At 63.8% G+C, this 13,972-nt stretch carries 12 protein-coding genes; 3 read left to right on the top strand and 9 right to left on the bottom strand.

Translation table 11 applies throughout. The features are described from left to right. From L8H00_RS15005 to L8H00_RS14990, 4 genes are read right to left on the bottom strand one after another with little or no spacing between them, the layout of a single operon-like run. A complete protein-coding gene (locus tag L8H00_RS15005; RefSeq protein WP_242098188.1) occupies window positions 1-1,461 on the bottom strand; it encodes an aldehyde dehydrogenase family protein in 1,461 nt (486 codons plus the stop codon). Between the two features lie 10 nt (window positions 1,462-1,471). After that, a complete protein-coding gene (locus tag L8H00_RS15000) occupies window positions 1,472-2,263 on the bottom strand; it encodes an SDR family oxidoreductase (RefSeq protein ID WP_242098118.1) in 792 nt (263 codons plus the stop codon). Continuing rightward, window positions 2,260-4,086, bottom strand: coding sequence for an NAD(P)/FAD-dependent oxidoreductase (locus L8H00_RS14995; protein ID WP_242098117.1), 1,827 nt, complete (start codon window positions 4,084-4,086; stop codon window positions 2,260-2,262). Before L8H00_RS14995 ends, L8H00_RS15000 begins: the two co-directional genes overlap by 4 nt. 25 nt (window positions 4,087-4,111) lie before the next feature. Beyond that, the gene (locus L8H00_RS14990; protein WP_242098116.1) at window positions 4,112-6,652 is read right to left on the bottom strand and encodes a TonB-dependent receptor; all 2,541 of its coding nucleotides are present in this window, start codon (window positions 6,650-6,652) and stop codon (window positions 4,112-4,114) included. Between the two features lie 257 nt (window positions 6,653-6,909). On the opposite strand from L8H00_RS14990, the gene L8H00_RS14985 reads away from it, so the two are divergent. Both L8H00_RS14985 and L8H00_RS14980 read left to right on the top strand, forming a co-directional pair. Next, a complete protein-coding gene (locus L8H00_RS14985) occupies window positions 6,910-7,530 on the top strand; it encodes a TetR/AcrR family transcriptional regulator (RefSeq protein ID WP_242098115.1) in 621 nt (206 codons plus the stop codon). Between the two features lie 98 nt (window positions 7,531-7,628). After that, entirely contained in the window at window positions 7,629-8,024 is a 396-nt protein-coding gene (locus tag L8H00_RS14980) for a BLUF domain-containing protein (protein ID WP_277924482.1), read from the top strand. 189 nt (window positions 8,025-8,213) lie between these two features. Here L8H00_RS14980 and L8H00_RS14975 read toward each other — a convergent pair whose 3' ends face one another. Beyond that, a complete protein-coding gene (locus L8H00_RS14975; protein ID WP_242098113.1) occupies window positions 8,214-8,435 on the bottom strand; it encodes a hypothetical protein in 222 nt (73 codons plus the stop codon). 395 nt (window positions 8,436-8,830) lie between these two features. On the opposite strand from L8H00_RS14975, the gene L8H00_RS14970 reads away from it, so the two are divergent. Further along, window positions 8,831-9,442: a nuclear transport factor 2 family protein gene (locus L8H00_RS14970; RefSeq protein WP_242098112.1), complete on the top strand. Its 612-nt coding sequence runs from the start codon at window positions 8,831-8,833 to the stop codon at window positions 9,440-9,442. A gap of 94 nt (window positions 9,443-9,536) precedes the next feature. On the opposite strand, the gene L8H00_RS14965 is transcribed toward L8H00_RS14970, so the two are convergent. The 4 genes from L8H00_RS14965 to L8H00_RS14950 all read right to left on the bottom strand — a co-directional run. After that, entirely contained in the window at window positions 9,537-10,865 is a 1,329-nt protein-coding gene (locus tag L8H00_RS14965) for an MFS transporter (RefSeq protein WP_242098111.1), read from the bottom strand. Beyond that, window positions 10,865-11,797 (bottom strand): VOC family protein, encoded by a 933-nt coding sequence (locus L8H00_RS14960; RefSeq protein ID WP_242098110.1) that lies wholly within the window; start codon window positions 11,795-11,797, stop codon window positions 10,865-10,867. The genes L8H00_RS14965 and L8H00_RS14960 overlap by 1 nt, the downstream gene beginning before the upstream one ends. 3 nt (window positions 11,798-11,800) lie before the next feature. Further along, entirely contained in the window at window positions 11,801-12,682 is an 882-nt protein-coding gene (locus L8H00_RS14955; protein WP_242098109.1) for a fumarylacetoacetate hydrolase family protein, read from the bottom strand. 34 nt (window positions 12,683-12,716) lie between these two features. Next, a partial coding sequence (locus L8H00_RS14950; protein ID WP_242098108.1) for a TonB-dependent receptor occupies window positions 12,717-13,972 on the bottom strand: 1,256 nt, incomplete at its 5' end.

Genomic DNA, 13,972 nt, shown 5'->3' with positions numbered 1-13,972 from the left:
TTACGATCCTGAAAGTACCGCCTGTACCAGCCCGGCGGCCTTGGCATAGGGCGAGTAGAAAGCGTCGATCATGTCGCCCTCGCCGCGCACGACGACACCGCGCTGGTTGGAGAACTCGCGGAACCCCTCGATGCCGTGATGGCGACCCATGCCGCTCATGCCGCTGCCGCCGAATCCCATCGAGGGCAGGGCGCTCTGGATCGCGCATGTGTTCACGGCCGCCCCGCCGGACGTCGTCGATGCCAGCACGCCGTCCGTCACGCTGGTGTCGTCACCAAATACGTATAGGCCGAGTGGACGCTCGCCAGCGTTGATGCCCGCGATCGCGTCTGCAAGATTGTCGTAAGGCACCACCGGCAGCAGCGGTCCGAAGATCTCCTCGGTCATGACCCGCAGGTCGGGTGCCGGATCGACGATGAGCGACATCGGCATGCGACGGGTCACGCGGTCGACAGTCTCGTCGTCCTGCAGGGTTACGATGCGCGCCTGCCGGTCGCGCGCCTCCGACAGCATCTCGGAGATACGGTCGAGGTGCCGCGTCGAGATCATTCCCGTGCATTCGTCGCCGTTCGAATAGTTCGGAGCCGCCGCGGCCATGAACGCCCGCGCGTGTTCCACGAACACCTCGACGTCGCCGCGCGGCACAAGCGCATAGTCGACCGATACGCACATCTGCCCGTTCTTGATGATCTTGGTGCCGATCACCGATTCCACGTTCGTGCGCGTCACGGAGCCTGGCGTCAGGATGGCGGGACATTTACCGCCAAGCTCCAGGGTGACGGGCGTCAGATTGGCGGCGGCCGCGCGCATAACCTCGCGCCCCACGTTCGGGCTGCCGGTGTAAAGCAGATGGTCCCAGGCAACGGATGAGAAGGCGCGGGCGAGTTCCAGCCCGCCGACGGCCACGTGTACGAGATCGGCGGGGAAGGTCGCCGCGACCATCTCGGCCAGCAGCGCTGCGCAGGCCGGCGTATATTCCGATGGCTTGACGATGACCCGGTTGCCAGCCGCCAGCATGTCGACCATCGGGCCGACCGACAGATCGAACGGGAAGTTCCACGGCACGATGTTGCCGATCACACCCTTGGGCTGCAGCTGGACATGCGCTTTGGCAGTGCCGAGCAGCGCATCGACGTGGCGCTCGCTCGGGGTCATCCATTCCTCTAGATGCTCGAGGACGTGTTGCGCGCGCCCGATCACGCCCAAAACCTCGATGAGGTCGGACGCGGGCACCGGATGCGCGCCGAAGTCTTGCGAGACCGCCGCGCTGATGCGCTCGCGGTTCGCCGCCATCATGCCGATCAGCGACATCAGCCGCTCACGACGCACCTCGATCGAGGGCATTCGGTCGGCCGCGAAGGCGGCCCGTTGGGCTGCGAACGCCGCGTGGAGCGCCGCGATGGCGTCGCTCTCGTCGGCGGCGGCGATGAGCGGCTCCGGGGCGGCTTCGAGGATGGACATCGTCGTTCTCCTATTCGGCCATTGCGGCGAGCAGTGCGGTGCGCTCTTCGCGAACCGCTTCGGGTTCGGCGACGACGCGCAGGTGGAACGCGCGCAGTTCTTCGGGCACGTACCAATGCAGCTTGTCGCCGTGATACGCCTTCCACACCGTCTCGGCGATTTCCGACGGCTGGACGAGCCGCCACTCACCTTCGCTTGGCGCCATCGCGCGCATCTTGTCCGACAGGAGCGGCGTGTCGATCAGACCCGGCAGGAGGTCCGACGCGCGCACCCCGTAGCGCTTCAGCTCGATCGACAGCGCCTCGGTCAGTCCGCGTACGGCGTGCTTGGTGGCGGAATAGACGGGGATCCCCGCCGTGCCGAAGATCGCGGAGGAAGACGAGTTGATCAGCGAGAGCGAGCCCGGCGTGTTCTTTAGCAGCGGAATCGCAGCCCGGACGCCGATCATGACGGCGATGAAGTTGATGTTCACCACCCTCATCAGATCGTCCCAAGGCTGCTCGTCGAGCAGGCCGCCGCTGCCGATTCCGGCGTTGTTGAACATCAAGTCTAGGGTGCCGCCGGTTTCTTGTCCGAAGGCGGCCATGGCGGCCTCGAACGCTGCGGCGTCGGTGACGTCCAGCGCTGAGAACAGGCCGTTTTGCGCTCCGATCTCATCGGACAGAGCTACAAGCCCAGCCTTGTCGATATCGTACCCGCCGACGAACCACCCGGACTTCGCGAACAGGACAGCTGTGGCCCGCCCCATGCCGGAAGCCGCACCGGTGATGAAGATGGACTTGCGTCCGTCGGAACTGCTCACGATGTCATCTCCTTAGTTCCACGGGCGTGCTCGCCGTCAAGCTCCATCCCGGCCAGATCGCCCTGCTCGCGCCACATCCGGAGCAGTTTGACGAACTCCACCGGGCCCGCCCCGAACGGCGATCCCTTAGCCGCCGCGCCTGTCGCGCGCCCCTCGTTATTGTAGTAGCCAGGGGTGCACGCCTCGATGAACTTGCGGCGTCCCTCGGCCATCTGGACAATGGTCTCTACCCAGTTGCCCTCGGCTTCCTCGGTCGGCTCGATTGCCCCAATCCCTTTAGCCGCACAGTCGGCAACGATGTGCGCCAGGTGAAGCGACTGCTCGCTCAGCATGTGCGGGAAGTTCGGCGACATGCCAGCCTGCGCCTGGCTGATGACGAACAGGTTGGGGAACCCGCGGGTATGCATGCCGTGGAGCGTCGACACGCCGCCGGACCACTTGTCGGTAAGCGACCGGCCGCCGACCCCATGTATCGTCATGCCCGAGCGCTTCTCGTAGCTCGTCGAGGTCTCGAACCCCGTCGCGAAGATCAGACAGTCCAGGGGATATTCGACGTCGCCTACGACCACTCCGTCCGGCGTAATCCGATCGATGCCGTAGCCGGCGGTCTCGACGAGCTTGACGTTCGGCCGGTTGAACGCTTGCAGGTACAGGTCGGAGAAGCAAGGCCGCTTGCAGTAGAGGCTGAACCAAGGCTTCAGCGCCTCTGCCGTGGCAGGGTCTTCGACGATCGATCCGATCCGCTCGCGGATTTGAGCCATCTTCTCGAAGTCGGCCTGCTCTAGCAGCGTGCCGGGGTCGAGACCCTGCGGATTGTCGGCGAGCTTCTCGCGCACCGCCCGTGCCAGCACGGTCCATCCGTCGCGCACCTCGTCGTGCGGTGGCAGCTGCGCGGTGAACTGCGCAGTGAAGTTCTCCATGCGACGCTGTTGCCAGCCGGGCTGAAGATTTGCCGCCCATGCAGGGTCGGTGGGGCTGTTGTCGCGTGCATCGACCGACGAAGGCGTGCGCTGGAAGACGGTCAGATGCTGTGCCGACGCGGCAAGCGGCGGCACGCACTGGATGGAGGTGGCGCCCGTGCCGATCAGTCCTACGCGCTTGCCGGCGAGACCGGACAGCGGCTCCGTCGCGCTGCCGCCCGTGTAGGCATAGTCCCACCGGCTGGTATGAAAGCTGTGGCCCGCAAAGTCGTCGAGGCCCGGGATCTCCGGGAGCTTCGGCCGGTTGAGCGGTCCGGTCGTTAGCACGACGTACTGCGCTGACATGACATCGCCGCGGTCTGTGCGGACCGTCCAGCGCGCTGCAGCCCCGTCCCAGTCGACCGACTTTACTTGTGTCGAGAACAGGGCGTCGCGGTAGAGGTCGTAATGTTCGGCGATACGCTTGGTATGCGCCCGGATCTCAGCGGCCTTGGAATAGCGCTCGACGGGCATGTAGCCCGTCTCTTCGAGAAGCGGGAAGTAGATATAGGATTCTACGTCGCAGGCCGCGCCCGGGTAGCGGTTCCAGTACCAGGTGCCGCCGACATCGCTGGCGACGTCGACGATCCGGACCTTTGCTACGCCAGTCTCACGCAAGCGAGCAGCCACCATCATGCCGCCGAACCCGGCGCCGACCACAAGCACGTCCACGTCGTCATGGACCGAAGCCCTTGCAGGGGCCGTACCGTATGGATCGTCGAGCAGGTGGGCAAACCCTTGCTCGACGTCCCTATACTGTCGTTGTCCGGCGTCAGTGGCCGAACGCTTGTCCCGTTCGGCCAGATAGCGCTCGCGCGTCTTTAAAATATCTGACGCAGGGTTCGTATCGGACTGGTCTGCCATGGTATTCCTCGTCGTTCGGACGCGCCTAGAAGCGCTTCGTCAGCGTAGCGCCGTACGTGCGCGGGTCGTTGGTGTAGCCGGTGTAGCTGCCGTCCTGCGCGACGGTCGGAAACGCCCCGATCAGCGTGTTGTGTTTCGTCAGGTTGCGCACGAAGAACAGCAGCTCGAGCTTCTGGGGCGGCAGCGCAAAGCCAAGGCTCGCGTTGACGTTGCTCGTCTCCGTGCTGCCATACTGCGTCGGCACGACTTCGGTTAGCTGGACCCGGCTAGAATAGTCGTATTCGGCGCGCAGGAACGAGCTGAACCCGCCGAAATCATGACTGATCGTGGCGGAAGTCGACAGGCTCCACTTCGCGATGCCAGCCGGTCGGTCGCCGGAAATATTGCGGAAGGAGGGTCGCAGCCCCGTTGCGGGGTTAAGAGGGCACCGGACCGTGTCGTAATTCACGCACGGCGCCATCAAAAACGAGTCGTATTTGGGGTCGAGATAGGTTGCGGCACCAAACAGCGAGAGCCAGTTGATGGGACGATACGCGCCCTCGGCTTCCACCCCCTTGACCGACTCTTGGCCGGCGTTGACCAGGCTGTAGCCTGTGCCGGTGTAGGCGTTCGACTGGAAACCCTTGATGCGCTGCTTGAAGACGGCGAGATTCAGATAACCGCCTTGGAACGCCGCCTTGGCCCCAGCCTCGTACAGCACGACGTTCTCGGGATTTGCGGTGCGCCCGATGCCGTTGGCATCCGGCGCACGGGCATCCGTCGAGAGATTGAATGCGCCGGCCTTCCAACCCGTCGAGTAACTGGCGTAGAAGTTTACAGGGCCGAGCTTGTAAGTCGCGCGACCGAGGTAGGTCACCTTGTCGCCCTTCAGCACGCCCGTCTCGTTGGCGTTGGGATAGTTGACGGGGGCGTGCGTCGGGGCATTCCCGTAGAAGAATTGCAACGCACCGAGTGCGCCGAACGCGTTCGCGGGCAGTCCGAGGAATGGAAGCTGCGGGACGTTCTGCAGGTTCAGCAGCGAGAACTGGTCGGTCAGGACGACGTTCGACGTCGATGCCTTGCGGTCGCTCAAATAGGCGACGCCCCCCGTCACGGTGAGATGGTCCGTGAGCTTGTAGTCCGCCTGTCCGAAGAACGAGAACGAGTCCTGCTTCAGCGTGTAGGGCGCGATCACGGCCTGACCGGCGGCGAAGTACGTCGCGCCCGGCTTGATCGACGGGGTCACGAGGCTCTGCAGATATTCAAGCGTGAACAGGTTCGAGCGGCCTGGCAGCGCAGTCGATGCCCCGCTGAGCGCGTCGGCATATGCACGGATCTGCGAACCGAAATTGATCTGGCTACTCGTGTCCAGGATTTCGTGATCGTAGAAGCCGCCGATCAGCCAGCTGAACGGGCCGGTGCCCGACGACGTCAGTCGAACCTCCTGCGTGAACGTCTTCGTGTGCGTCTGATCATTTCGATAGGCCAGATTGGCGCCCGTGAAATCGACGTCTTCCGTGCTGTTGTCGCGCTGGTCGCGGTACGCGGTGATCGACGTGACCTTCGCGAAGCTCAGCTCGTAGTCGATCTCGCCCGAAATCCCCTTGCCGACGATGTGGTTCGTGGGATCACGGTCGAACGCGATGTTGCGCGAGTATTTCGTCGCCGGATTGGTCACCATCGCACCGAGCCCAAAGGGGGGCGGCGCGGCGATGAACTGCGTGGCTGGGCCGTTGAACAGCTGTACGGCACCGCAGCAACGCTCGTTGAGCTCGTTGAAGTCCGCAATGATCCTGACCGACAGACGATCGACGGGCGTCCAGAGCACGTCGGTGCGGACGGACTCGCGGTTGCGGTCGTTGACGGTATGCCCCGTCACGACGTTGCGATCGAACCCGTCGCGCTGATCGACGGTGCCGGAAAGCCGGACCGCGACGGTCTTGCTGAGGGCGCCGGTGGCGGTACCCTTGGCGACCAACTCGCCGTAGTTGCCGACCGTCAGGTCCAGACGACCGCCATATTCGAACTGTGGACGCTTGGTCACAATGTTGATCGCGCCGGCTGACACGTTCTTGCCGAACAGCGTCGATTGTGGCCCGCGAAGAACTTCGATGCGTTCGACCTCCGGAAGGTCGTTCAGGGACGCGGCGCTGCGCGATCGGTACACCCCGTCGATGAATACACCCACGGAACCTTCGATTCCGACGTTGCCGTTACCGTTGCCGAACCCGCGGATAATGAAATTCGTCTGGCCGACCGTATTGAATTGCGCGACCTTCAGCGAAGGAACGACCGACTGCAGGTCGATGAGGTCGCGGATCTGGGCGCGCTGGATCGTCAGCTCGCTGGTCACCGCAACCGAGATCGGAACATCCTGAAGCGTCTGCTCGCGCTTTGCCGCCGTCACCACGATGTCTTCGGAGTGGGCGCTGCTGTCCTGCTGGGCCGCCTGCTCGTTCTTCGCCGCGGGTGCCGAGTCCCGCGCACCTGCGGACTGGGTGTCCGTCGACGGCACGGTCTGCGCCCAAGCCGGGACGCTGGAGCAGAGCGCCAATGCAGATATACCGAGATACAGCTTGTTCTTCATCGAACGCCTCCCCTGTGGTCGCGGCGCCGTGTGATCCCGCGCTCGCTTGTTCCGACATTCTATTCCACGATCGGTATTCTAGCGCAAGTTAGAAAACAGACACTGGTTGCGCGGGAGGGCCAGCCTCTCCACAAGGAATTCCCATCCTCCGAACAGGTCTGCGAGTGCCAAACCGAGAACCGACCACGGCCGCATGCGCCGTCGATCCGAAACCTTTGGCCAGGGGGCGCAAGTCGATCCGGAAGCGCGAAGCGATCATGCGTGCCGCCGTGAAGGTCATCAATGAACGCAGCTACGCGCTCGCTACGATGACCGAGATCGCGGCGCAGCTCGATCTGCGCGACGCGACCCTCTACTACTACTTCCCCAGCAAGCAGGCGCTCGCGCTCGCATGCCACGTCAGGTCGCTGGAACTGTTCGAACGTCTGCTGATCGACGCGGACCGCAGTGAAACTACCGGCCTGATGAAGCTGACGCAGTTCATCCGTCGTATGCTCGAGGACGCGGATCATCATGGTCCGCAATTGTACTTCGGCGACTACACGTACCTCGACGCAGACGATCGTTTGCAAATCGGTTCATGGGCGGCACGCCTGACGGCGGTACTCGAAGGATTTCTTGTGGATGGTATGGCCGACGGATCGGTGATCACCTGTGAACCGCCCGTCGTCGTCCAACTCCTTCTCGGCATGCTGATATGGCTCGCCAAGTGGGTCCCCTCAATCGAAGGTATGACCGTGGACCGCCTGATGGCCTCGATAGGCGTCGCTAGCCTTGCCGGGCTAGCTCGACCCAGTCCCAACGCAAGTGAACAGCCTGATGGCGCACGCGTGCGATCCAATCCGGCTGCTGCCCTACCCCAAGTGGAGTCGAGGTAGATCAGGACATCTGCGTGTGAGGGCACCGCCGGTTCGGCGTCGTGGTTAGCGAAAAATTCGTAAGTGCATCCTATCCGGCGTGCCGAAGGACACGCACCATGATAAGGTTGGTTTACATAAGTACGGCTCGCACAGTGCTCTCGACCGCGGCACTCGGCGAAATCCTGCGTGTTTCGAGGGCCAACAATGCCGCTTCCGACGTGACAGGCTTCCTCGTCGCCGGCGGACGCCGCTTTCTCCAAGCCCTGGAAGGGCCATCGGTAGCGGTCGACACGACGTTCGACCGGATACTCCGCGACCCTCGCCATTTCGCGACGGTCGTCCTCTCGCGTGATACGGTGGGCGATCGGCAGTTCGGACAATGGTCGATGGGTCACCAGCCATCCTCGGCCGGAGGAAACGTCACGTCCGCGCTGGTAAACCTGATCGATCAGATCCCAGATGCGACGGTGCGCGCGCAGTTCGAACAGTTCGCGCTCCAACACGCATGCTAGAGTTCACTCCAACTCCTTCATGATAACATTGGCTTTCGGGGCGACGGTAGCGCCGCGCGTTTACTCTGCCGTGCGCATGCGTCCCGTCGACCAGCCACCTCGACCATGTGCCGCGCCCATAACGCGCGGAGATATGGGAACCGGCAGGTCCTGCTCCAGACGTCAGTCCCACCTCCTTTGTAAGCTTCTTCAGCAAAGCGTCTCGAACGGGCTCAGGCTCGCAGCCACCAGCGCCTTTCCTTCCTCGTCCGTGAGGCGGACCAGATGCACTCCGCGGGCTTTCGCGACTTTGACCGCTTCATCGATTCCTCCGTTCCAATCGATCGAGGAGAGCGACCGCTGGCTCATCGTCACGCGGCCGTCAGCGATCGACGCTATCCATGTTTCGATCCAGACAACGCCAGTGGCCATGCTCAGCCCCCCCAAGAGTCACACCCGATGTCGTGAGGGATCGCCGATCCCTCGCAGTGCATCGTGTCGCGACGCCACCGTCGTATCAAGCCGATCGTTCGGGCGAGCAATGTTGCCCACCCGCCAAAGGCGTCGAATCCCCGCCATCCGCTTCGTCGCCCGAGATCCGACCGCAGCCTGCCCGACGGTGATCGCGGCGCCGATCGGCTCAGGCAAATAGCATCTTGAGCCGTCACATGCCTGCCTCTGCGACATGTAGCATGCCCTCTCCAAACCGTCCTTGACGGCACCTGCGTTTCGTTTGCCGAGTCCAGGAGCCCGACCTAAGAAGCAGAATCGCGGGACCTTAGTAATCCGACTCCGATCCGGATTACGTTGATCGGAAGACGGCATCCATGAATTCAGACGAACTCATCGATCGGACCTTGATACGCGAGCTCATCGAGAACTGGGCGTTATGGCGTGACAGCGGAGACTGGGCTTCTTTCGCTACGGTATGGCATCCCGACGGGGTAATGGTCGCTACTTGGCAGCAGTCCAGAGCCGACGCGTTCATCGTGGCGTGCAGGGCGGGTTGGGAAAATGGTGTGAAGGTGTCGCACACCCTAGGCGGGTCTTCGGTTACCGTCGCTGGCGACCGGGCGATCGCGCAGACTAGGATGACGATCAGTCAACGCGCGGAAGTGCACGGCGTTGTCGCGGACGTAACCTGCACCGGACGGTTCTACGATTTCCTGATCCGGCGAGGCTCGGGCTGGTCGATGCTGCTGCGCCAGCCGATCTACGAACGGGACCGCATAGATGCCGTGAAGTCGAAATCGGAACTGGTTCTTGACGAAGTGCTGCTCGACCGCTTTCCGGAAGGGTATCGCCATCTGGCATATCTGCAGACCCAGCACGGGTTCACCGTCCGCGAGGACATGCCGGGCACCCGGGGTCCCGAGGTGGAGGCGCTTTACGACCGGGGCCGGGCCTGGCTACGAGATGGCGTCTCGCCGATCGATTAAACGTTCTGAACCCATTTCCAGCTCGACATCGCATCGCTCAATCATCCGACGCCGACGCACGCCTTGCGAGGCGGATCGTTACGAAGCTGCCTCGTCACGGAGAACTCCTCGATCGAAGGGACAGCAGCGTCGCCGCGAGTAACGCACTCATGCCGAAAGCCAGCGATACCCACGAGCGGTCGAACCCGTTGGCGAACAGCCAGCCCGCGGCGGCTGGTGCAGCCGCGCTTCCGACGCGACCAACGCCGATGGCGAACCCTGTACCGGACGCGCGCGCCTCAGTCGCGAAGCTCGCCGACATCGTGGCGTAGAGGCCGGACATGCCCCCGAACACGAAGAACCCGGCGGTTGCAGCCACGGCGACGATGACCGGAAGCGAGGCAGGCACCAGACCGAGCATAGCCGTCGCCAATCCCGCCACGCCCACGAACGCGACGGTGAGCCGCTTCAGTCCCACGGACCTGGCCAGCACACCCAACGTGACGCCGCCTAAGATGCCGGCCAGGTTGAGGGTCGCTGCCACCAGGCTGGCGGTCGCAGGTGCGAAACCCGCATCGGCGAGGGTTTGGGGGAGCCAGCTGAAGAGAAAGTAGACCATCACGACGTAGAGCAGGTTGGCTGCGGTGATGCGCACCGTCGTGCCGACCCGATCCCGGGCGAACACCGCCCGGTAGCCGGCGTCGCTGCGCAAGGGCGGGGGTGGCAGCTGGTCGATCGAAGGCTGCCGGCACCGTGCCATCAGGAGGTTCGCCCGGGCAAGTCCATCTCGACGCGGCCGGGCGAGGAGGAAGGCCAGCGGCTCCGGCAGTAGCATCAGGACGACGGGGATCATAAGCGCCGCAGCTATCGAGCCCGCCAGGAAAACGGATCGCCAGCCGAAGTTCGCCAGCAGGATGGACGATGCGAGGCCCCCCAGGACCCCGCCCATCGGATACCCGACGGTCATGCACGAGAGCGCAAGTGCGCGTCGTCTCGCGTTCGCAAACTCGGCGGCCAAGGGATTTATGACGGCCACCATCGCACCGATGCCGAGACCGGTGGCGACGCGCCAGAGGGCGAGCTCGCGGACTCCGGGTGCGATTGCTGAGAGCAGCATGCCGACAGCCATCAGCGTCAGGCTCGCCAGTACCATTCGGCGCCGACCCATGACGTCGGCGAGCGGCGCAAGCGCGAGCGATCCGATGGCCATTCCCGCCAGCCCCGCCGAAAGCAGAACGCCGAGCGCCCCCTTGCCGAGGCCCCAGTCGTGCGAAATGGCAGGAGCCGCGAACGTGACCGACAGGACATCGTAGCCATCGAGCGCCGACAGCGCGACGGTGACTGCGACCGCCACCGTCTGGACGCGGCTCATCGGTCCGGTATCGAACCGCCGCCGCAATTCCACCGCCGAAGCCCCGATCTGCTCCGGCACCCCGCGGCCCATCAGACGAACTCCTCGCCCACCTCGTAGTTGTGGACGAAGTCGCCGGGCACGTCCGGACCCCAATTGGCGAGGCTGTCGTCCATCGCGTAGTTCGTGGGCGTCCACAGCGCGTAGTCGTCGATGTGATCCATGTCGGAATAATATTCGAACCACGAGCCCCAGGGGTCCTGGATGTAGTGGAAGAAGTTAGACCCGATCGTATGGCGCCCGAAGCCCCAGTCGCCCTTGCCCGCCTTCGCCAGGAGTGCGCGGCCGCCGCGGCCTACCTCGTCAGGATCACCGACCTGAAAGCTCGCATGATGGAAGCCCGTACCCGGCGACTTCGCGAAGGCCACGACGTGATGGTCGCTGTCCTTCCTGGCGCAGCAGAACGCGATGATGTCCTGCGCGTGGTCGGCTAGACCCATGCCCAGCGCGCCGGTCATGAAGGCGACGCTTGCCGGCACGTCAGGGGAGAACACCAGTACGTGGCCAAGCCGTAATGGCCTGGCGCCGGGGTAGGAGGCTCCCGGCAGCATTGCTGATCGGCGCTTTCGTGTGACCCGCCCCGGCCCATTGACCTCGAAAGGAACTGTCGCCTCCAGCTCGGGGTCCGCCGCCTGCTCCATCAGATGGATGAGCATGCCATGCGGATCCTCGATCCATAGACCATTGTCCTCGAACCCTTCGGGAGCGTCGACCACCTTTCCCCCGGCACCGGCGGCAAGACCCGCTATCTCGTCCAGCTTCTCGGCACGCAGCGATATGTGGTGCAGACGCTTGCGCGCGGCACCGCCGATCAGGATGATGGAATCCCGATCCTGGCCTGGGCAGCGCAGCCGGGCCACCTTGCCGTCGTCGGCCGCCTGAAGGCCTGCGTCGGTGTAGAACGTGATCCCCTCGGCAAGCGAGGGCACCTCCAGCGCGACGGACAATGCTCCCAGGACCGGCATGGTTCAGCTCCTATCCACGGTCGGAGCCGACGAGGCGACTACCCTGTTCTCGATGAAACCGATGCCGTCGATCTCGCAGCGCACGACGTCGCCCGGCTGGAGGAAGTGCTGCGGATCCATTCCCACACCGACTCCCTCGGGGGTGCCCGTCGCGATCAGATCCCCGCTCTCCAAGGTGAAAGCGGTCGACAGATAGGCGATCTGTGCCCACAGCTTATGGATCATCTGTCCCGTGTCGCTCTCCTGCCGCTTCTCGCCGTTGACGAAGGAGCGGAGGGTCAGGGCGTGAGGGTCCCCGATCTCGTCGGAAGTGACGATCCAGGGACCAATCGGGCCATGCGTGTCGAACGACTTGCCCATCGTGAAGGTGGGCGTGTGGAACTGCCAGTCGCGAGCCGATACGTCGTTCGCGACGAAGTAGCCGAACACGTGCGACGCGGCGTCTGCCTCGGAGACGTGTCGGGCCGGCTTTCCGATGACGGCGCCCAGCTCGACCTCGTAGTCGAGCTTCTCCGTTACGCCCGGGTCGATGTCGTCGTACGGACCGGAGATGCAGGTCGTCTGCTTGTTAAACCAGGTCTGATGCTTCGCACGAGCGACGCCGAGCTTGTCGGCTTCCTCGAGGTGCTTGGCGTAGTTCATTCCGATGGCGAGATACTTGCCGGGCCGTTCGACCGGCGCGAGCAGGTGGACGCTTGCCAGCGGCAACGTCTTCGTGGCCGCCGATATCGCGGCGGCTACACGCTCCAGTGCCTGCGAACCGCCGGCGATGATCGCCGACATCGTGGGGTAGTCCGCCCCCACGGAGTCGAGGGCCACGACCTCTCCGTCGCGCATCGCACCCAGCGTCGGGACACCGCCCACATCGAACCGCAGCAGCTTCATCGTCTTCTCCGAATGATTGGGCAAACGGTCCGCATCAGAACTTGAACGATCCACGAACGCCGTACAGCCGTGGCGCGGTCGTGTTGCCGACGACGAGGTTCGCGATCGGATGGGTCTGAGCCGCGACTAGAATGCGGTTGTTCTCGATGTTGCGGACGAAGCCGGCGATAGACCAGCGGTCGTTGCCTGGACCGAAGGAGACCTGCGCGTTCGTCGCCCACGTCGCCTCGACATGCTGTTCCGCCAGGAACTCGAAACCGACGTTCCGGCTCGTCTTGTACTGCGTGTCGACGCCCGCCACGATCTTGTAATCGCCAAGCTTCACGGTCTGCTGACCGGCGAGGTTGACAGTCCACCGCGGCGAATTGAAGGGCTGCTTGCCGGCACAATCGACCGTGTAGAACTGCGGGTTGGCGGAAATGGCGTAGGAGCAGCCCGTCAGCGGCGTGGTCGTTCCGGCACCCTGCAGGAACGAGAACGACTGGTTCTTCGCGTCGAGGTATTGTGCGTCTACACTGAGCAGCGTCGTCGGCGTGACGAGGATCCGACCTTCCGCCTCGACGCCCTGGATGCGCGACCGGCCGATGTTCTGGATGAACTGTGCCGTGCGACCGGCGAGGTCCAGTCCGAGATGCGATACCTGCTGGTTCCGGTAGTTCCACAGGAACGCCTCGACGTTCAGCTGGACGCGGTTGTCGAAGAACCTGTTCTTCAGGCCGACCGTGTACGCCGTGATCGTCTCGGGCTGGTAGGTCTCGAAACCCTGCGCGGCCGAGAAGCCGCCCGATCGGTATCCTGTCTCGTAGGTGGCGTAGAAGAGCGACCTTTCGGCAACGTCGTACTCGACCCCTCCGTGGTAGGTGACCTTGTCGTTCGTCAGATTGCTGTTGAAGGCGGTATCGGTGCGAACGATGATTGCGCCGGACCTGCCCTGTGGGATCGGTGCCGATCCGGCCGGGACCGCGAACGGTATCTGGGCCGGGGTATCGACCGTTGGGAACAGCTGAGCGGTCGGACAAGTGGGAACGCCCGCGACGCGAACCATGCAGACGACCGTGAACGAGACGCCGGTGCCGTCGAAGTGCTTGATGTCCTTAGAATACCGCAATCCGCCGACGAGCCTCAGCTTCTCGGTGACGTGGGCGGTCAGCCGACCGAAGGGCGCGAATGATTCGGTCGTGTAGTGCTGTTGGAGGAAGTTCTCGGACGCGGAAACATTGACGACCGTTTGGTTACTGATCGAGTCGTCATAGAAATAACCACCCAGCGTGTAGTCGAAGATGCCGACCC

It is taken from the genome of Sphingomonas sp. CROZ-RG-20F-R02-07, assembly GCF_022662335.1.
In the GTDB taxonomy this organism is placed as follows: Bacteria; Pseudomonadota; Alphaproteobacteria; order Sphingomonadales; family Sphingomonadaceae; genus Sphingomonas.
Note: the sequence above shows the minus strand (reverse complement) of the source record. Positions and strands in the feature narration are given on the sequence as shown.

Excerpts from the sequence above, each read along its gene's own strand:
- L8H00_RS14960 (WP_242098110.1), bottom strand. The coding sequence starts at position 11,797 with ATGCCGGTCCTGGGAGCATTGTCCGTCGCGCTGGAGGTGCCCTCGCTT.
- L8H00_RS15005 (WP_242098188.1), bottom strand. The coding sequence starts at position 1,461 with ATGTCCATCCTCGAAGCCGCCCCGGAGCCGCTCATCGCCGCCGCCGAC.
- L8H00_RS14975 (WP_242098113.1), bottom strand. The coding sequence starts at position 8,435 with ATGGCCACTGGCGTTGTCTGGATCGAAACATGGATAGCGTCGATCGCT.
- L8H00_RS14955 (WP_242098109.1), bottom strand. The coding sequence starts at position 12,682 with ATGAAGCTGCTGCGGTTCGATGTGGGCGGTGTCCCGACGCTGGGTGCG.
- L8H00_RS14985 (WP_242098115.1), top strand. The coding sequence starts at position 6,910 with ATGCGTGCCGCCGTGAAGGTCATCAATGAACGCAGCTACGCGCTCGCT.
- L8H00_RS14995 (WP_242098117.1), bottom strand. The coding sequence starts at position 4,086 with ATGGCAGACCAGTCCGATACGAACCCTGCGTCAGATATTTTAAAGACG.
- L8H00_RS14970 (WP_242098112.1), top strand. The coding sequence starts at position 8,831 with ATGAATTCAGACGAACTCATCGATCGGACCTTGATACGCGAGCTCATC.
- L8H00_RS14980 (WP_277924482.1), top strand. The coding sequence starts at position 7,629 with ATGATAAGGTTGGTTTACATAAGTACGGCTCGCACAGTGCTCTCGACC.
- L8H00_RS14965 (WP_242098111.1), bottom strand. The coding sequence starts at position 10,865 with ATGGGCCGCGGGGTGCCGGAGCAGATCGGGGCTTCGGCGGTGGAATTG.
- L8H00_RS14990 (WP_242098116.1), bottom strand. The coding sequence starts at position 6,652 with ATGAAGAACAAGCTGTATCTCGGTATATCTGCATTGGCGCTCTGCTCC.